Genomic DNA, 18,460 nt, shown 5'->3' on the forward strand with positions numbered 1-18,460 from the left:
GTAAGGAAAACAGGCTATAGCAGCCTGTTTTTCTTTACGCTTCTTCTACTAATCTTCCCCTTCTCTTTTTACTCAAAGCTTTCCCTTCCCAAAACAACAAACTTACGAAAGCACAAATTAAAATAATTGGCACACTTGCTTTATATAAATCTGTAAAACTCATTGCCATCTGATTCTTGGCATAATGATTCACATCATTCGAAAATGTGAGTACCTCTTTCTTTATACTTTCCTCTTGTTTTTCAACTTCTTTTGTCACTTGCCTCATAACTTCTTCTCTTTTTACATCTCTATATTCTACTGGAACTTCTCTTAATATTTCATCCGTCTTGTCGCGAATCAATTCTTCCTTTTTCTCTTTACTTAATCCCATTGTCATTGCATTTTGTTTCTTATTTATATTCGACTCTAAACTTTGATTCTCTATTTTCTCTTTAGTCATTTGTAAAATTTCAGTTTGCTCAGCACTATTCACATGAATATTACGCACCTTTTCTTCTGCATAACGATATACTTTTTCTTTATTTACAGTTAAATTGTGAGTTAAATTAGAGACAAATATTGCAACCGCCAATACAATTCCAACTTGTCGTAACATTGATACAACACTTTGAGAAGCAGTTAACAGTTCTCCTTCAAATGAAGAAGCACTTAAAACTGTAATTGGCCCCACTACTAAACCATATCCAACACCTAATATCATACATGGAATAATAATTTCTATATTTGTTGAATTAACATTGATTATTTGCAACCAATAGTAGGAAAGCCCCATAACAAGAAATCCTGACAAAATAATAGTTACTTTTCCGAGTTTTTCAATTAAAGTTGCTGCAACTGGTGAGACAAAAAATATCATTGCTGAAATTGGTGTCACTAAAAAAGCCGCTTCAATTTCCGTTCGACCTTGTAGTTTCGTCAAGAAAGTTGGAAGCAATACAGTAACTCCAATTAAAAATAAATTACTCAATATAACAACGATTGACGCTCCGACAAACATTCGATCTTGAAATAACTTTAAATTCACCATTGGATTATGAATCTTTCGTTCTACTAAAACAAATAGAATAAGAGAAATAGTGCTAATTGCATAACAAGACAAAGCAATATTACTTTGCCATCCCCATGTATTACCTTTTACTAATATGAGAGTAAATGAAAAAATTGCTGTGCTACTTAATAGTAGTCCTATCCAATCTATTTTTGAGATAATACGTTCTTCATTTTTTATTTGTAGCATGATGCAACATAACACGATTCCTATTATACAAACCGGAACATTAACGAAGAACACCCATCTCCATCCTAAATTTTGCGTAATAATTCCACCTATTACTGGTCCCATAGCAGCTGACAATCCTTGTGTTACTCCTAAAATTGCAAGCGCAACATGCCTTTTAGCTAACGGCATAGCTGATACACCAATTACCATACTTGTTGGAAATAAAATTGCTGCCCCAATACTTTGTATAAAACGAGAAAAAATAAGAAAATCACCTGTATTAGCAAAAGCGCAAAGTACCGATCCACCACCAAAAATCACCAGACCAAGAATATACATCTTTGCTTTTCCAAAGATATCAGCTATCCGCCCTAACGGAATGGCAAGTACTGCAATCGTCATTGTATAAACATTTAATACCCAAGACATCTTTTCTAACGAAGTATTTACACTCGATTGTATTGCCGGTAAAGCTATATTCATAATTGTCGTATCAATCATACAAAGAAAGATACCTAGACACATTAAAAAGACAATCTTAATACCCTTTGATTGCTCCATCTTTATATACCCCTTTATTTATTGTGAACGCGTTTTTCATTCTTCTGTTTTATTGTTTTCTTTCGCCTCTAACTCTTCTAATTTTTTCTTCAAAGTCTCCACTTGTGCACTATACGATGCAATACCTACATCTAGTGAAATTTCTTCGACGAAAGTAATACCTACTCTCCACTTTTCATATTTCAATCGAAGATCTGCAATGTACGCTTCTTTTCTTTCAATTTCATCTTTAATCCATTTTTTTATTGTTACATCATCACTATAGTTACCAAAATACATTCTCATTAAAAAATCCGAACGTAAAACATCCTTCTCTACAGGTGTCTGCATGTATTGATAAAATTCTTCACGCCCCTCATCTGTAATAAAGTACATTTTCTTATTCGGTTTTCCCTCTTGCATGACAACCTCTTTTTTTATTTTCCCTTCATTCTCCAATTGTCGTAACGTTGGATAAATCATTCCAAAACTTCCATCAAAAAAATGAGTAAATACGTCTTCAAACACAATTTTAATATCGTAACCAGACAATTCCTTTTCCATTAATAAACCTAAAACAACATCTCTTCCCTTCAAAGTAAAACCCCCACATAGTATATAATCAATAATCATATTAACAATATTAATATGATTATTGATTATATACCTTATTCTGTTAATTGTAAAATGTTTCTAAATAAAAAAGCCCCATAATTTGGTTTCACCAATTCACAGGACCATTTTCTTTTTTACTCTTTAACACCTACATCTTGCAAAACTTCGATATCCTCTTTCATTTCATAATAATAAGAAGGCAATTCTATACCATGTTCTAAGAAATAATCCTCAATGAATGAAATAATAATTTTTAACGTTTTCACACGAGCATACAATTTATCGTTACTTTCAATAATATGCCACTTCGCATTTGGCTTACTTGTTTTTTCAAACATGTCTTCCATTGCTTCAACATATTCATCCCATTTTTCACGATTACGCCAATCTTCGTCTGTAATTTTCCATCTTTTCAAAGGATTTTTCTCTCTATCTTTAAATCTCTTTAACTGTTCCTCTTTACTTATATGGTAGAAGAACTTCCCTATTATGTAATGGTCATCTGTTAGTAGTTTTTCAAAATCATTAATCTCATCATATGCTCTCATCCACTCTTCCTTTGTAGCAAATCCTTCAACACGCTCAACTAACACACGACCGTACCATGAGCGATCAAAAATGGTGATTTGCCCGTACTGTGGAATTTTACGCCAGAAACGTTGCAAATAATGGTAACGTTTTTCATGAGGTGCAGGCGCTCCAATTGGATTTACTTGGAACCCACGCGGGTCAAGATGTTCCGTCACCCGCTTAATTGCCCCACCTTTACCAGCCGCATCCCATCCTTCCATAACAAGCATAACCGCGATTTTTTCTTCTTTCAAAATTTGCTGTAATGCTAATAAGTGCCTTTGATATTTTTCTAATTTCTTATTGTACTTAGATTTTGATTCAATTTTTTTCGTTAAGTCTACTTTAGCAAGATGTCCATTTTCCATAAAACAAATCCCCCTTGTTGTATGACAATGTTATTTTAACATATTTTTGGTAATTTTTTCATATCCTAAATAGCTGTGTAGAAACATCTCTACACAGCTTCCCTCTCTAATTTCACATATACAAGTACATTTAACTACATTAAAACAAATAATTTATACGGAACTCTTAGTATATTCTTTTTATTAAAACGTAAAAATAGCCCTTTTAAAAAGGGCGGCAATCTAAGTATAGAAAAAACAAATTTATTCTTTCTTACTACATACGTAATTATGCCAGCTATAAGAGTAGTGAATAAGATATTGATTCACTACTCACAATAACCACTTTACATTATATGGTATATTTACTTGTGAAAAGAAGATAATAACAAGTAAATCCATTAAAGAATGGGAGCTCTCAAAAAATGAAACGAAAAATATTAACTCTCTTTACGCTTATATGTTTAGCACTACCAATGCAAGCTAGTGCTTACACATTTCAGTCACTACCGATTGCGTCAAAGTCTAAACAATGGTATGTCGAAATTGATAAATCTCATAACTCAAACAAGCAAGCAATCCAGCCAAAGCAAGGTGTATTTGATACGTATAGTTTACTCGTAAAAAACATCGGTCATGATGTATCAAACGTATCTGTGGAAATACTTGATAACAACCCTACCTCTAAAGCTACCTTTAAACCTACTACATCTAATGGAAACATTTCTAAAAGGCATACAAGCTTTGACTACATGGTATTCCCATTAGACTTTAATAGTCATAATTTTAAAGTTGTGATCACTTGGGAAGAAAAGAATTTCTCTTATAACGGCCATCCGGTAAATGAAGGTAAAAAAATGAAACAAACATTTGTATTTAATGAAGAATAAGTCCTAATTTCTTTAGGGCTTATTCTTTCTTATGGATACCAATCGATACAGCACTAAAGCTACCTATGCAAACTTGGTTTAAAGAAAGATTCCCATTATTTTTTGAAACAGGCACTTTTGAAATTCAACGTGTTTGGGATAATGAGCTAAATAAACAAATTTCTATGACAATTACCCATACATAAAAAAGCTTGGAAACCCATCCAAGCCTTTCTTACTTCTGTGCAATTTTTTCAATCTTATAATGAATATGTAAAAATTCAAGTCCAAATAGCCACATGCTATGATGAGCTGTTAACATTTTATCCTTACCCTCTGTAATGATGAAAGTCTCTGCTAACGGTAAACAGATTGTTAAAAACCGAGTATGTAAATAAATCCCCTCATCTCCCTGGCCATTTTCTCTTAACTTACTAGTAATGATTAAATCATGATTATCATTACATAGCCTCAAAATACCAGTAATATTCGAATAAGGTAAAGGCAAGGCGATATTCATATATGTCTCATCCTTATCTGTATGCTTTGAATAAAGAGCTACAAAAATAGATTCACCTGCTTCATTTTTCCTTAGCCAAGCCCTTACATTCTCTCTTCCATCTTCCTCATCCATTACACCAATGATAGAGCCATGCATCGTTTCCCACTTGTCGCCCATTCCTAAATGTATTTGTCCTACATGCTTGCTCATTTTCTCATAACAAAATGCAAATAGGCGGAACCAACGAGCCCATTTAATATTTGATTGCAACTCATACTCTGTTGTATTTTCATAAAAACGAATAATACTTAAAGGTACCTTCGTCACGTCAAATGACTCACTATGAAAATCAGTTATTTGATCAACTAAACCGTTGTATTCCTTACTGCCTACTAAATTGCCGCTATATAAAAAAGCCTCACCAATTGCCACACTTCCTCTTAATTTACTCATTGGTTTCCCATAGTATTTATAATTCGGAACACTCTTTTCGATCATCCAGCCGACAAATGCCGGTAACGCTACTCCAATTCCGTTGACAACACCGTGAATCCAAACCATTTGAGCAATTGTAATCGTCATTACATGCTTCAAATTCCCGTATGAGTATATAAGTGAGAACATAATTGTAACCATGAGTGTACTAGACGAAACGATTAAAAGAATCTTTGCACTGATAGCATTAAATTTTGCTCTCCAAACGTAAAATCCATATCCATAAATCGCACATAAATATAGGAGCACTGCAAAAAATTCAAATATTCTCGAGTATGTAATTCCTATTGCAACTGTCATAGGTGAAATCATGATGATAAACATAATAGCATCATATACTTTACTTCTCTTTTCTCTTTTTCTCCCTGTTAAACCAGCTGATAATGGCAATAGAAACGCCGAATAATGAAAATGCGCTGCTGTGAGTAAAACAATGTCAGAGCTAAAATGCATAATTGAAAGTTTTGCTACTGAAGCAAAAAACCAAAAACCACCTAAAAACAAATAAATATACGCACTATCTATGGCGTTCTCTTCTAGCGGCTTCCATCCTCTTTCTAGCAATCTACTTACACCAAATAACGCAACAATTCCTGTATATACAAACCAAACTAGCGCAAATACATAGTGATTTGTGACGAAAGCTAGCATTGCACAAATTGCTGCGATTGGATATAAAAACGATACGAATTTATAAAATAATAAATACGATCCATCTCTTTTTCTTTTATCAATAATACAAAGTGACATTGGTATAAATAATAAAACAGATAATAATATAATTGCTTCAACAGGATTTACATTCGACCACTCATATATTAGAAAAACAACATAACAAGCAAGCCCAAATATTATATTTTTCATATCGTTTATTTCCTTTCCACAAATGTTCCCTTATATGAAAAAAGCGAGCCAATTAACGGGTTTCGTACTTGTACGTGAATTCGAAAACACTGTAGTGTTGCATCATAACTTTCAACAATTTTTGCCTCACCATACAAAAATTTTGGTAACGGAATTTTTCTTCCAAACATATAAAACCATTGTTTCTTTGAAGAAATATGCATTGCACCTAACTCATCGATATGAAAATGCAGTGTAGAAACGAGTAAATGTGGTTCGCCAAAATAATCTACAATTTCATTTTCTTTTTCATCCAATTGCATAACTGCATTAAAATATCTTTTCTTATTATGAAAATAAAAAGTACGATTCCACCTTACTAATTCTTGTCCATATTCATCTCGCTCAGCTGTATTTTGTATCGTAAATGGAATTTCCTCTCCTCGTTCTGAGAAAAACATTCGAAACCTCGATGCAATTTTTAATATGAATTTTACGAAAAAAGAACCACCGTAAATTTCATCCATCTTTCCTTCCCCTGTAAAACTATTTTCTTCTGTAATCGCATAACGCTTCTGCAATTCAGGATGAAGATTTTTATAGATATCCCCTAATAATCGTTCATACATATTAGCCATACACTTATCCCTTTCTCGTCCTCTTGCAATTTTTCGCGCTTGGTAAATCGAAACTATTTATATAACCGACAATTGATAACCCCATTAGAAGAATATTTAATGTAATCGGATTAAACGGACCTGTAAAGCTTGCAATATTCGTAAATCCTGCCGCTATCGTTAAAACCAATAACACAATAATATGCAGTATAAATAATTTTCGTTTTGTTAGTGGCAACAGCCATACGACACCGAAAATTATTTCTAACACCCCAATTATTTTAAGTATATATACACTATTTTCATTTGAACCGATTAATACAGAAAGCATCTTTACTTCTTCTGAATGAGTAAACAGTAGTTTTGGCATTATCCCTTGATATATCCATACAAAAGCAAACAAAAAACATACGAGCCAATACGTCATTGTTCTTCTAATTAGTAACCTAGGATGAAGCCCCTTTTCTAACCATAATTTTAAGGCATCAAAACTCCAAGCAGTCGCCCAACCTAATAACGGACGAAAAATATAGGAATCTATCACATTTCCTATACGACCAAATCTTGTATCATAATCATATTGTGTCTCAAAATGGATGTATTCTTTATTCGGCGTATACTTCCAATAACCACGTCCTATTTGAATAAGAGATAATGTATTATCCGTCCAAAATTTTAAAGAAGAAATTCTTTCACCAGTTTCTTTTCTTATTTCACCTATTGATTCCCCTTCTCCAGCTATTTCAAGCCCAAATCCAATCTTTGTTTTATACAAAAACTTCTGTGGTTCTCCTTCTTTTTTCTCTAAATACGAAATTTCAGTAAAGCGAGCATCCCACTCTGTATGTATATCTGGTTCTTGCGTATATTCCCATAATTTTCCCATCGTCGTGTTCATTTTTGTCGCAACATAAATAGGCTGTTTCCTTTTCATTCTCCCACCTCCTATGCACTATAAGTTTAATGTACATGCAATGAATTTATTTTGCTACATTTTTCACAAACTTCCTCAGAAAAAGAAAGAATTTTTAAAATATATATAAAACACTTGATTCCCCGAAAAATTTAAATTATTATAAAACAAATGTTACCAACAACTTCATAAATCAAACACTCTCGCCTAAAACGTGAGATAGAGGTTGCAATACTTATGAGTATTCTAATGGAGACACAGAGATGTCTATGAACTTAGATGAAAGGAAGTATTGCCGAAATTGATAAATTTCTCTGCATTTATCAATTGGGGCTGTTTTCGAATAGAAACAGAACTGTCATATGTACAGACGTGTATGTATGAAGAGCTATCTACAAAAAAGAGATATCATTTTTTATGATATTCCTTTTTTGGCGGTTTTTTTATTAGCTCCGTTTTCTGTTTCCCTTTTCCTGTAACAGCACCATCCTCACTTATTTGAGATGGTGTTTTTTGTTTGTCTTTCTGGTAACTACAGGAGTATTGGGATCTATATATTTCCTAATCTATTCTTAAAAATAGACGAAAGAAGGAATTTGCAATGGAAACAATTGTTCAAAAATTTGGTGGCACTTCTGTCGGAAGCGTCGAGCGCATTCAACATGTAGCAAATTTAATTATTGAAGAATATGAACGAGGTCATAGCGTTGTCTCTGTCGTTTCAGCAATGGGAAAAAGCACGGATGAACTTGTCGCACTCGCTAACGCAATTACAGAAAATCCAAGTAAACGCGAAATGGATATGCTTCTATCGACAGGAGAGCAAGTAACTATTTCATTATTAACGATGGCACTACAAGCAAAAGGGTATAACGCGATTTCATTAACAGGATGGCAAGCTGGTATTACGACAGAATCTGTACATAGTAGTGCACGGATTACTGAAATTAATACAGATCGAATTCAGTCTTATCTTACTAAAGGCACGATTGTTATTGTAGCTGGTTTCCAAGGAGTCAGTGAAGATTTTGAAATTACAACGCTTGGACGAGGCGGTTCTGATACAACTGCTGTCGCATTAGCTGCTGCACTAAACGCAAAAAAATGTGATATTTACACAGATGTGACCGGCGTATATACGACGGATCCACGAGTTGTAAAAGATGCTTATAAATTAGATGAAATTTCTTATGACGAAATGTTAGAACTTGCAAACCTCGGTGCTGGTGTATTACACCCGCGTGCTGTTGAGTTTGCTAAAAATCATAATGTCATTTTAGAAGTTCGCTCAAGTATGGAACAAGAAAACGGAACAATTGTAAAAGGAGAATGTAACATGGAACAACAATCAATCGTTAAAGGTATTGCATTTGAAGATAATATTACACGCATCACAGTGAAAGGATTAGAACAAGGTTCACTTTCAACTGTTTTCTCTACATTAGCAGCGGCACATATTAATGTAGATATCATCATTCAAAGTATTACAAATGAAGGAACTGTTCATCTCTCCTTCTCCATCCATTCTAATGATTTAAGAGAAACATTAGAAGTATTGGAACAAAATCAAGAGGCACTTCACTATGAAGCAGTAGAATATGAAAATCATTTAGCAAAAGTATCAATCGTAGGATCTGGCATGGTATCTAACCCTGGTGTCGCTGCAAATATGTTTACTACTTTAAAAGAAGAAGATATTCATATTAAAATGGTAAGTACATCAGAAATTAAAGTGTCTGTCGTTATTGACCGCCTTCATTTAGTAACAGGTGTTGAGGCACTGCATCAATCATTTATGGCGAAAATTGAGCCTTTAGTGCAAATGAGCTAATTTGATATGCTCAGTAACACTTATAAAAAAATCATATTAATCTACTTCCTTCCTATTAAATAAAAGCTGTTCGTTAACAAGATGCTATATGACATATAAAAAAACACCTTGTCAATTTTTCCTATACTGTGACAAGGTGTTTTTGACTGAAAGGAATTTGTAACTACTTAGTAGTATAATTATGAGGATGATTAAATAATGAACTTTTATACATAAGGAGATAAGACTATGGCAAAAAACAAATTATTACGAATGGACAATGTCAGCATCGTTGTAGAATCTCTTGATAACGCAATCTCTTTCTTTGAGGAGATTGGCTTGAATCTCGAAGGTCGAGCCAATGTCGAAGGTGAATGGGCTGGTCGCGTAACTGGACTCGGTTCTCAGTGCGTAGAGATCGCTATGATGGTCACTCCAGATGGCCACAACCGAATTGAACTTTCGCGATTTCTCACCCCTCCTACTATAGCAGATCACCGAAAAGCTCCTGTAAACGCCCTCGGTTATCTACGCGTCATGTTCACCGTTCAAGATATTGACGAAATGGTATCGAGACTCACTAAGCATGGTGCAGAGCTCGTTGGCGAAGTAGTTCAGTACGAGAACTCGTATCGTCTCTGCTACATTCGTGGAGTCGAAGGAATTTTAATCGGTTTAGCGGAAGAACTCGGTAATAAATAAGCAAGTGACGTTTTATAAAAAGGCACTATCATTGAATAAAACGTAGACTCTTAAGCGATTTTATTATTATATTTTGAACCCCGTCCTAGCTTTAGAACGGGGTTATGCTTGTTTGAGCTTTTAAAATTAAATAACTTTATTATCATTTTACATATAGATTTCAAGGATCTACCCAAATAGCTTTCATATTACCGATATCCTAAAATCATTATAATACAATGAAAATATTCGTTATACCCTTTCCTAGGAAATATAACTAACTCTTCTCACTTTTTATCACATATATCTTTTCGCTCTTTCTCTTGAAAAAACGATCTATATTCATTCAAAATAACTTTCTTCACATTCGAATAAAAAACCATCATGAATAGTGCAACTCCTAATACAAATACTTGTATTCCTTCATAATCAATGAATGCACTCATAATTAGCAATCCAAACCCAATATAAAAACCAAAATCATTCTCTTTCTCAAAATCCTCATCTTCTTCATCAATATGTATTTTTTCTTTAATATTCTGTTTCCCTTTTATTAACTCATCAAGCGTAACATTGTACATTTCGCTTAGTAAAATTAGATTATCAATATCAGGATAACTTTTATCATTTTCCCATTTGTACACTGCTTGCCTCGTCACACCAATCTTTTTAGCAACATCCTCTTGCGAAAACCCCTTTGATTCTCGTAGTTTTTTTAGTTGCTCTCCTATGCTCATAACGTCCCCTCCTTTAACAAATTATTACATAAAAAGAGATATAAATGAAAGAAACCATTAGTAAAACTCTCTGTAAACCATTCGTTTACACAATTTAAAAAAGAGGGAATAGCTCTATATTTAAGCTATTCCCTCACTTCTATTAAAACAGATGAATGTTTTCTTTTTTACAAGCTGCACGTAAATCGTCAGGCCATACAGAAGATTGAACTTCACCGATATGTGCTTTACGTAAGAAGTACATGCACATTCTTGATTGTCCAATGCCACCGCCGATTGTTAATGGTAGTACGTCTTCTAATATACCTTTATGGAAATCATACTCACGTTTGAAGTCTTCACCAGTTTTCGTTAACTGCTCATCAAGCGATTTACTATCAACACGAATTCCCATTGATGATAACTCAAATGAAGATTGTAGTACTGGGTGCCAGAATAAAATGTCACCGTTTAATTTCCAATCGTCATAATCAGCTGCGCGTCCGTCATGCTTTTCACCTGAACGAAGTGCATCACCAATTCCGATAATGAAGACTGCACCGTGTTCTTTTGCAATTGCATGTTCACGATCTTTCGGTGTTAATTCTGGATATTTATCTTCTAGTTCTTGGGAAGTAATGAAAACAATCTCTTCTGGTAAATACTTTCCAAGGAACGGATATTTTTCAAATAAATGATCTTCTAAATCTTTGAATATTCCATAAATTGTTTGTACTGTTTTTTGTAAGTAATCGACAGTACGCCATTCTTTTTGAACGATTTTTTCCCAATCCCATTGGTCAACGTAAATGGAATGCGTTGCATCAAGTTCTTCATCACGACGGATCGCGTTCATGTTTGTATATAAACCTTCACCAGCTTCGTATCCGTATTCATGTAATGCAAATCGTTTCCATTTCGCTAGTGAATGAACAATTTCTAATTCTTCTCCTGAATGTAACATATCAAATTCAATTGGGCGTTCTACACCGTTTAGGTGATCGTTTAATCCTGATTTTTTCGTTACGAATAATGGTGCAGATACGCGGAATAGTTCAAGGCGTTTTGCTAATTGGTCCTCGAAGAATGTTTTAACTTCCTTAATTGCGATTTGAGTCTCTCTTACTGTCATTAATGATTGATACATGGTGGTTTCCTCCTAAAATGTTTGGATGTTGTGAAAAGAAGCCAACAAAAAAAGCCCTTCTTTCCCAAAAAACTGGGACGAAAGGCTTTGGTTCCGCGGTACCACCCAAATTAGCAACAGAGGTTGCTCACTTATACAATACGGAGATGAAATATCTCGATACTGTTCTTCTTGTAACGGCGAAGTTCCCGGCTAAGTCTACTTTCCTATAAAGGATTTCGGTTAGCAACTCCAGGAGGTTCTTCATAATAGGCTTCGTATCAGGCTCACACCACCCCTGACTCGCTTAAACTACGTCCTACTACTACTCGTCCTTTCATAGTCGTTTTGTTGTCACATCTCTGAAACATTTTATTAATGATTATTCTATACAAAAAATAAAGAAAGTCAACAAAAAGTTTTAAAATGTTTTTCAATTCTTTATTTTACGGCTTTATTGATTGTTGTTAATTTAACATCTTTACTTTTTCTGCCTCGTCAATCCAAAAAATGTTTCACTGACCGAAACTAACGTATACACAACAATTAATGTGATCGTTCGGAATATAGAATCTGCAGTATTTCTTATTATTTTCATTTTCTTTATAATTCCTTTCAGTTTACTTGCAAATTCATGTTATACTATAGCATTCAAGCAGTTTATTTTTACTTAAAGCAATCATAGTCATTTATAAAGAGTATTTTCTAAATCATTGACTATTATCAAATAAGATTTTTATATAACGGAGTGATCATATGAGTAAAACGAAAGCAAAACCGAAAAAAGGTGTAGGACAAGGTACAGGAAGTAAAGGATGGAACCGTTGGCAATCAAGTGCAAAGAAAAAGGCAGCTGCCAAACCATACAAAAGTAAAGGTACAAAGAAGTAATTTAAATAACATTTGATTTCTTTACTTTGTACAAAACAAAATATAATTATTACAACAAAAAAGCTATGCCCTCATAAATTTGAAGGCATAGCTTTTTTATATTAAATCATTAAAATATCTCGAATTTCTTCCTCTGTGATTGAGGACAATTTCTCTTCTCCCGGCTCAATCACTTCAGCGATTAAATTTTTCTTACTTTCTTGCAGTTCATGCATTTTCTCCTCAATTGTTCCCTGAGCTACTAGCTTTATAACTTGCACTGTATTTTTTTGTCCCATTCGATACGCCCTATCGGCCGCTTGTTGTTCAACAGCTGGATTCCACCATAAATCATATAATATTACTGTATCTGCACCAGTTAAATTAAGTCCGGTACCACCAGCTTTTAAAGAAATGAGAAATAGATCTCCTTCTCCTTCGTTAAACCGATCGCACAGCTCTACACGATCCTGCGCTGGTGTACTCCCGTCTAAATAAAAGTATGGAATTGCTTGTCGATTTAACTCACGACCAATAATGGAAAGCATCTTCGTAAATTGAGAAAAAATTAATATTCTCTTCCCTGTACTTCTACATTCCTCTAAAATCTCTAACAGTTGTTCAAATTTAGCTGAACTTCCTTTGTAATCATCAACAAATAAAGCGGGATGACAACAAATTTGTCGCAATCTCGTTAAACCAGCTAAAATTCTAATTTTATTTTTACGTAACGTGTCTTTGTCTAAATGCTTTAACGTTTCTTCCCTTAACTTCGCTAAATAAGCAGCATAGAGACTCTTTTGATCGGGTAATAACTCCGATGATTGTAAGTGCTCTATTTTCTCTGGCAACTCATTTAATACGTCCCCTTTTAATCGTCTTAATACGAATGGTTTCACTCGCTTCGCTATATCTTCACGCCTTAAATCACCGAACTCTTTTCTTCCTGGTAATAATTCCGGGAAGACGACATGGAAGATAGACCATAGCTCTTCTAATGAATTTTCTACAGGTGTACCAGTTAGTCCGAAACGGTATTCAGCTTGAATTGTTTTCACAGCTCTTGCCGTTTGCGTTGTAGGGTTTTTAAACGCCTGTGCTTCATCAAGAAATAGTGTATGAAATGGTCTTGCATATAATCTTATATCTCTTCTCAGTAATGGATATGACGTGATTACGACATCAAATTCCGTTATATCTTTCAAAATTTTCCGGCGCTCTGCTTGGTTTCCATCTGCAATAACTGCTCTAATATGCGGGGCGAATTTTTTCAATTCACTAAACCAATTATAAACAAGAGATGATGGTGAAACGACTAATATTGGCAGTTTCTTTTCTCGAATCTCAGTCAAAACAGAATCTATAAAAGCAATGCTTTGCAACGTTTTTCCAAGTCCCATATCATCTGCTAAAATACCGCCAAAACGGTAATGAGCAAGTGTTTTCATCCATTCGAACCCATATACTTGATACTTTCTCATTTCTGCATTTAAAGTATTTGGCACAGCAAACTTTAATTTTTTCGGGTTTTGAATGTTTTCTACTAACTCTTGAACTGAATCATCCAAACTTAAAACATTGCCTTCGTGAAGTCCGTTCATCCATTTTACACTCCGAATAAGCGGAACATTTACCTCTTCTCCATGTAAAAATTCTTTCCGAATACCTGATTCTTTTATAAACTGATTAATTTCATTAAACTCTTTACTCTCTAGCGACAAAAACGAACCGTTCGCCAATCGATAATATTTACGTTTCTCTTCAAGGGCCGCTAATACACCTTTAATTTCTGCTTCTGGTATTCCTTTTATATCAAAACGAAATGACAACCAATCAATTCTTTCTTTTCTTCTCACTCTAATAAGAGGAACTGCATCCCCTTTACTAATTCGCAATTTGATTGCTGTCGTCGCATAAATATCAACTAAACCTTTTAATGTTGGCACGACGTGATATAAAAAGTTATACTCAGCTTCTTCATTATGCATAAAGTAACCGCCTTCTGTTTTTGCAAAGGCACTTTCACTCATAATGTCTAAAATCTCTTTTTCTTTTTTCTCATCACGATTAAAAACAGACGGCTGTCCATCCTCTTCTAGCGGATTAATCATGACGTTCCCATAGTGAAATTCAAGACCTGCTAATAAGCGATTTTTCACGCGGTCTAAATACAATTTCGCTTTTAGCGAAGGTGTTTCAACACGATCCGATATTACTTCATCAATGTGTACCGTTCCGAGCTTCATTAAGCCTGGTACAACTTTCGCGACGAAATGTTCCATCTTACTTTCTGGAATATAAAACTGATTACTATTTGAGCGACTCATCATCTTTTGTAATTCAATAAGTCGCATACAATCTTCAATGTGTAAGTGATATAATTTCCCACCATAAAGTGCATTGTTATACATATCCATAACTTGTACACGATTTAGACCATCTATATGAAGTGTAAATCCGCCATTATTTCCCTTCGTAAATTCAAAGTGTAACGGCAACAAACCTTTTGAAACTTGTAATCCCTGAAACAGTTGTTTATTTTGTTTCAGCTGTACATATTCAACTTTAGAAAGTGAAGAGAGCATATCTTTCCATGAAGCTGGTGGTATAAATATCATACTTTCATCTTGTTTCGCATGTACTTCTAGCGCATCCTCATACATTTTTTCGTTATGATACATTTTAATGAGCTGCTGAATAATTGCATCCGTTTCTTGTTTAAAACTATGTACATCTGGTGTATATGTAAATTCATTTGAACAATGAAAAGACTCTCTTTTCTCCACCTTAGAAAGAAATTCTCTAATATGATTTATGAAATACAACTTGGCAAGTTTCAATTGAATTCCAAGAAGAGCACCACCACTTCTCGTAGCTACTGGTGTACATATAAACTCAACATCTAATATTTCACGTGTATCAAAACGGTGTTGTTTACTTTTTGGCCTCAGTGGTTTGTCTGCAAACAGCTGAAACATACCACTTGTCAATTGATCATTTCTGTTACTAGTGGAGCTCATTCCACCTGTTTGTTGATTATAGTTTATTTGTATTAATACTGCTGCAACATGTTGACAGTACGTTTGAAAAGACGCTAATGAAGGACAACTACATTTTGCAACAACATCACCCTTTTTGGCTTTTGCTACTGTAACATGGAAATCCTCGTTCCCTTTTACTGTCGCCTCACAAATTTCTTTATTTTCATCGTAATGATCTATTATCACTTTATTTGATTTATAATAGGTTTCACCTCTTTTATATGAGGTCTCTCCGCACACTTCTTTAATAATCGATTTATTCAATGTGAAACTCATCGCTTTGACACTTCCTTAATATAAAACCATTTTCTCTTACTTAACATTTTACATGCTCCACGAGAAAATATAAAATGTTGATTTAACAAAAAAAGATGCTTATTTATAAGCATCTTCTTCACTCTATCTCCATCAACCTCTTCGCCTCAAAATACAACACTTGAATAAACTTCTTCGTATTAATTCGCGTATGACCAGAAGATGCGAGTTCATCTTTCGTCATTTCTGTCATCCGTTTTCTAACTACGGTGAAATCGAAAAATTTTGGAGCATAGCTTTCAAATTTTGGATTTGAAAAGTCTGTTAGTCCTAAAGAAGCCAAATGATTTAACGACTGATAAATAGCTCGACGTACTCTTTGTTCAGACGCTTTTTTCTCTTTATCAATATCCGCACCTAAAGCTAGATCCCCTAATTTCCTTATCGTAATATGATGAAAAATTTCTTTTAACGCAGGAAAGCCAAACTCAAATGTCTGTGCCTTTTCTTGACCATATAAATATTCCAGCATACTAAGTAAATCTTTACTTCCATTCTCTCCCGCAATACCGAGTTCTGATAGTAAAAAGCGTCCTAAATCCCCTATCTTTTTTCCTTCTTGCACTGGTTCAGTACGCAATTGCGGTTTTTCCCACTGAAACACGTTATTCAATGATTTTTGAATATCATGTATAGAACGCTCCAATCTAATACGCTCCATCACTTTGCGTACAACAGATACAACTTCGATTTTGTTTAATGGTTTTGTAATATAATATTCTACACCAAGTGTATATGCCTCACCTATAAGCTGCTTCGATTCCACTTGAGAAATCATAATGATTTTCCCCGTGAAAGTTGACGCAATGTGACGAACTGTTTCAATTCCGTCCCTCATCGGCATCAACAAATCAATAAATAAAATATCTACTTTTTTAAAATTTAGTTGATCCGCTTCAATAAAAGCTCCGTCATCCGCCTCACCAATTACTTCTCCAAGATCTCCATCTTCAATAATTTGCGAAAGCATCGAACGGAAAACTTCATCATCGTCTACGATATAATAAAACAAATCTATTCCCCTTCCCGCTTTAAACTATCCTCCGGTAAACAAACGATAAACTTACATCCTCTTTTATTTTCTCGGTCTTCTAATTTCACTTCTCCGCCTAGCTCTGTTACCATTTCATTTATGTAAGAAAGCCCAATACCAGTTGACGGTGTTCCCGTTTGATCATACTTGGAAGTAAATCCTGGCTTAAATACTAATTTCTTATACTTTTGTGTAATACCAGGCCCATCGTCAATTACTTCAAAAAATATATGCTGATTTCTTTTATATAGCTTAATAATAACGAAACCTTTATCTTCAATTGCTTCAACTGCATTTGCAACTAAGTTATTAAAAATTGATAGCACTGTATACACGTGGTATGCAGCATGCTCACCTTCTATATGTTTAGAAAAACGTATATCCTTTTCTAGCATTTCAGCATACTTCTCGTTTATTCTAACAATCATCTCTGCTAACTCATGTCCTTCTACATATTCAGCCACATTTTTATCTAATAACAGTTTAGATAACCCTGCAAATATCCTTTGATTATCCTTTTTTATTTCATGCACTTCCCCCGCTATTTTCAATGCTGTTTTACTACTTGAATCAGCGCTTACTTGTAAATTTCGATATAGTTGATATGCTTCTTGTGTAATTAACTCCGCATTTTGTAACGTCTTTTTCAAATGAACAGATTCCACATATAAATTAGAAAGATGCATTAACATATTTTCATTTTCTTTTCGAACTTGCGATTCTTTTAATTTCGTTTCATATAAATTCATCATATTTAAAAAACCAAGTGCAAAGAAACTACGAAAAATAGCAATAATAATAAGTTTATTCACTTCAGAAATCGTTATTGTTGTACCTAGTACTAACATGTGATAAAACGCAAGTTCTGACATACTTGCAACAATTTCAATTGAAATTCCAAGGCATCCAATAATGATTGGTTTCTGATGGAACTTATTTACCCTACAAAGCGAAAAAAAACTGCCATAAATAAAATAATAGAAGAACACAGGATAACGCAAATAAAATGATTCTGTCATATGAAATGAACCTTGCATGATCCAGTCAAGACATACTCGGAATAAGACTACAGATATACCAACAAGAATACCTGCAACTCCTGCTGGTGCTCTTCTTAAAAATAATAATAAAAAGAAGAATAGCGGTGTACCGAAGCTAACTCGAAATGTATCATTAAAGGGATGAAAGTTCAGCTCCCCAGCAATCGGAACAACGACCATTAATATAATTAAAAGGGACATATCTTTCTTCCATAATTGATTCCAATTCAAAGGTGACACTTCCTATACTTTTTTTCAGTAGTAAAAGTGAAAGCCCGCTTATTGTTATAAACGG

General features: G+C 34.1%; 15 protein-coding genes, 1 pseudogene, 1 riboswitch and 1 other annotated feature. Of the genes and pseudogenes, 5 read left to right on the forward strand and 11 right to left on the reverse strand.

Annotation, left to right across the window (positions count from 1 at the left end; all coding sequences use genetic code 11):
- Positions 1–34 precede the first annotated feature (34 nt).
- The 3 genes from DN400_RS06185 to DN400_RS06195 form a co-directional block, all read right to left on the reverse strand.
- Positions 35–1,783, reverse strand: a complete 1,749-nt coding sequence (locus tag DN400_RS06185) for an MFS transporter (RefSeq protein WP_065228616.1) — start codon at positions 1,781–1,783, stop codon at positions 35–37.
- Positions 1,784–1,819: 36 nt separating this feature from the next.
- On the reverse strand, positions 1,820–2,359 hold the full coding sequence (locus DN400_RS06190; protein ID WP_000678333.1) for a PadR family transcriptional regulator: 540 nt from the start codon (positions 2,357–2,359) through the stop codon (positions 1,820–1,822).
- A gap of 152 nt (positions 2,360–2,511) precedes the next feature.
- Positions 2,512–3,315: a polyphosphate kinase 2 family protein gene (locus tag DN400_RS06195; RefSeq protein ID WP_061666795.1), complete on the reverse strand. Its 804-nt coding sequence runs from the start codon at positions 3,313–3,315 to the stop codon at positions 2,512–2,514.
- A gap of 404 nt (positions 3,316–3,719) precedes the next feature.
- Between DN400_RS06195 and DN400_RS06200 the strand changes: the two genes are divergently transcribed.
- Positions 3,720–4,184: a hypothetical protein gene (locus tag DN400_RS06200; protein ID WP_065228615.1), complete on the forward strand. Its 465-nt coding sequence runs from the start codon at positions 3,720–3,722 to the stop codon at positions 4,182–4,184.
- 29 nt (positions 4,185–4,213) lie between these two features.
- A pseudogene (locus DN400_RS06205) lies at positions 4,214–4,369 on the forward strand (DNA mismatch repair protein MutT); the annotation flags it as partial.
- Positions 4,370–4,398: 29 nt separating this feature from the next.
- On the opposite strand, the gene DN400_RS06210 reads toward DN400_RS06205, so the two are convergent.
- The 3 genes from DN400_RS06210 to DN400_RS06220 are packed head-to-tail and all read right to left on the reverse strand — an operon-like array spanning position 4,399 to position 7,554.
- On the reverse strand, positions 4,399–6,024 hold the full coding sequence (locus DN400_RS06210) for a YndJ family protein (RefSeq protein ID WP_065228614.1): 1,626 nt from the start codon (positions 6,022–6,024) through the stop codon (positions 4,399–4,401).
- Positions 6,025–6,029: 5 nt separating this feature from the next.
- Positions 6,030–6,641 carry a DUF4166 domain-containing protein gene (locus DN400_RS06215; protein ID WP_065228613.1) on the reverse strand — a complete coding sequence of 204 codons (612 nt, stop codon included), beginning with the start codon at positions 6,639–6,641 and terminating at the stop codon, positions 6,030–6,032.
- A 4-nt stretch (positions 6,642–6,645) separates the two neighbouring features.
- Entirely contained in the window at positions 6,646–7,554 is a 909-nt protein-coding gene (locus tag DN400_RS06220; RefSeq protein ID WP_098919696.1) for a DoxX-like family protein, read from the reverse strand.
- A gap of 191 nt (positions 7,555–7,745) precedes the next feature.
- Positions 7,746–7,932: riboswitch (Lysine riboswitch) on the forward strand.
- A 202-nt stretch (positions 7,933–8,134) separates the two neighbouring features.
- On the opposite strand from DN400_RS06220, the gene DN400_RS06230 reads away from it, so the two are divergent.
- Both DN400_RS06230 and DN400_RS06235 read left to right on the forward strand, forming a co-directional pair.
- On the forward strand, positions 8,135–9,364 hold the full coding sequence (locus tag DN400_RS06230) for an aspartate kinase (RefSeq protein ID WP_016513037.1): 1,230 nt from the start codon (positions 8,135–8,137) through the stop codon (positions 9,362–9,364).
- A 228-nt stretch (positions 9,365–9,592) separates the two neighbouring features.
- Positions 9,593–10,045 carry a VOC family protein gene (locus tag DN400_RS06235; RefSeq protein ID WP_001107258.1) on the forward strand — a complete coding sequence of 151 codons (453 nt, stop codon included), beginning with the start codon at positions 9,593–9,595 and terminating at the stop codon, positions 10,043–10,045.
- Positions 10,046–10,311: 266 nt separating this feature from the next.
- On the opposite strand, the gene DN400_RS06240 is transcribed toward DN400_RS06235, so the two are convergent.
- Together DN400_RS06240 and asnA are read right to left on the reverse strand one after the other, a co-directional pair.
- Entirely contained in the window at positions 10,312–10,761 is a 450-nt protein-coding gene (locus DN400_RS06240; RefSeq protein WP_023521645.1) for a helix-turn-helix domain-containing protein, read from the reverse strand.
- 142 nt (positions 10,762–10,903) lie between these two features.
- The gene (gene asnA / locus DN400_RS06245; RefSeq protein WP_000284912.1) at positions 10,904–11,887 is read right to left on the reverse strand and encodes an aspartate--ammonia ligase; all 984 of its coding nucleotides are present in this window, start codon (positions 11,885–11,887) and stop codon (positions 10,904–10,906) included.
- Positions 11,888–11,957: 70 nt separating this feature from the next.
- Positions 11,958–12,216, reverse strand: a binding site (T-box leader).
- A gap of 406 nt (positions 12,217–12,622) precedes the next feature.
- Between asnA and DN400_RS06250 the strand changes: the two genes are divergently transcribed.
- A complete protein-coding gene (locus DN400_RS06250; protein ID WP_000047588.1) occupies positions 12,623–12,757 on the forward strand; it encodes a DUF3934 domain-containing protein in 135 nt (44 codons plus the stop codon).
- 101 nt (positions 12,758–12,858) lie between these two features.
- On the opposite strand, the gene DN400_RS06255 is transcribed toward DN400_RS06250, so the two are convergent.
- The 3 genes from DN400_RS06255 to DN400_RS06265 form a co-directional block, all read right to left on the reverse strand.
- Positions 12,859–16,053, reverse strand: a complete 3,195-nt coding sequence (locus tag DN400_RS06255; protein ID WP_097853446.1) for a DEAD/DEAH box helicase — start codon at positions 16,051–16,053, stop codon at positions 12,859–12,861.
- Between the two features lie 118 nt (positions 16,054–16,171).
- Positions 16,172–17,104 carry a response regulator gene (locus tag DN400_RS06260; RefSeq protein ID WP_006918521.1) on the reverse strand — a complete coding sequence of 311 codons (933 nt, stop codon included), beginning with the start codon at positions 17,102–17,104 and terminating at the stop codon, positions 16,172–16,174.
- Positions 17,105–17,106: 2 nt separating this feature from the next.
- The gene (locus DN400_RS06265) at positions 17,107–18,405 is read right to left on the reverse strand and encodes a sensor histidine kinase (protein WP_080477855.1); all 1,299 of its coding nucleotides are present in this window, start codon (positions 18,403–18,405) and stop codon (positions 17,107–17,109) included.
- Positions 18,406–18,460 lie beyond the last annotated feature (55 nt).

Origin of the sequence: Bacillus sp. AR8-1 (genome assembly GCF_008042345.1) — a bacterium.
Taxonomy (GTDB): domain Bacteria; phylum Bacillota; class Bacilli; order Bacillales; family Bacillaceae_G; genus Bacillus_A; species Bacillus_A cereus.

Coding starts and splice junctions, on each gene's coding strand:
- DN400_RS06200 (WP_065228615.1), top strand. CDS start 3,720: ATGAAACGAAAAATATTAACTCTCTTTACGCTTATATGTTTAGCACTA.
- DN400_RS06230 (WP_016513037.1), top strand. CDS start 8,135: ATGGAAACAATTGTTCAAAAATTTGGTGGCACTTCTGTCGGAAGCGTC.
- asnA (WP_000284912.1), bottom strand. CDS start 11,887: ATGTATCAATCATTAATGACAGTAAGAGAGACTCAAATCGCAATTAAG.
- DN400_RS06240 (WP_023521645.1), bottom strand. CDS start 10,761: ATGAGCATAGGAGAGCAACTAAAAAAACTACGAGAATCAAAGGGGTTT.
- DN400_RS06220 (WP_098919696.1), bottom strand. CDS start 7,554: ATGAAAAGGAAACAGCCTATTTATGTTGCGACAAAAATGAACACGACG.
- DN400_RS06210 (WP_065228614.1), bottom strand. CDS start 6,024: ATGAAAAATATAATATTTGGGCTTGCTTGTTATGTTGTTTTTCTAATA.
- DN400_RS06185 (WP_065228616.1), bottom strand. CDS start 1,783: ATGGAGCAATCAAAGGGTATTAAGATTGTCTTTTTAATGTGTCTAGGT.
- DN400_RS06250 (WP_000047588.1), top strand. CDS start 12,623: ATGAGTAAAACGAAAGCAAAACCGAAAAAAGGTGTAGGACAAGGTACA.
- DN400_RS06235 (WP_001107258.1), top strand. CDS start 9,593: ATGGCAAAAAACAAATTATTACGAATGGACAATGTCAGCATCGTTGTA.
- DN400_RS06195 (WP_061666795.1), bottom strand. CDS start 3,315: ATGGAAAATGGACATCTTGCTAAAGTAGACTTAACGAAAAAAATTGAA.
- DN400_RS06215 (WP_065228613.1), bottom strand. CDS start 6,641: ATGGCTAATATGTATGAACGATTATTAGGGGATATCTATAAAAATCTT.
- DN400_RS06255 (WP_097853446.1), bottom strand. CDS start 16,053: ATGAGTTTCACATTGAATAAATCGATTATTAAAGAAGTGTGCGGAGAG.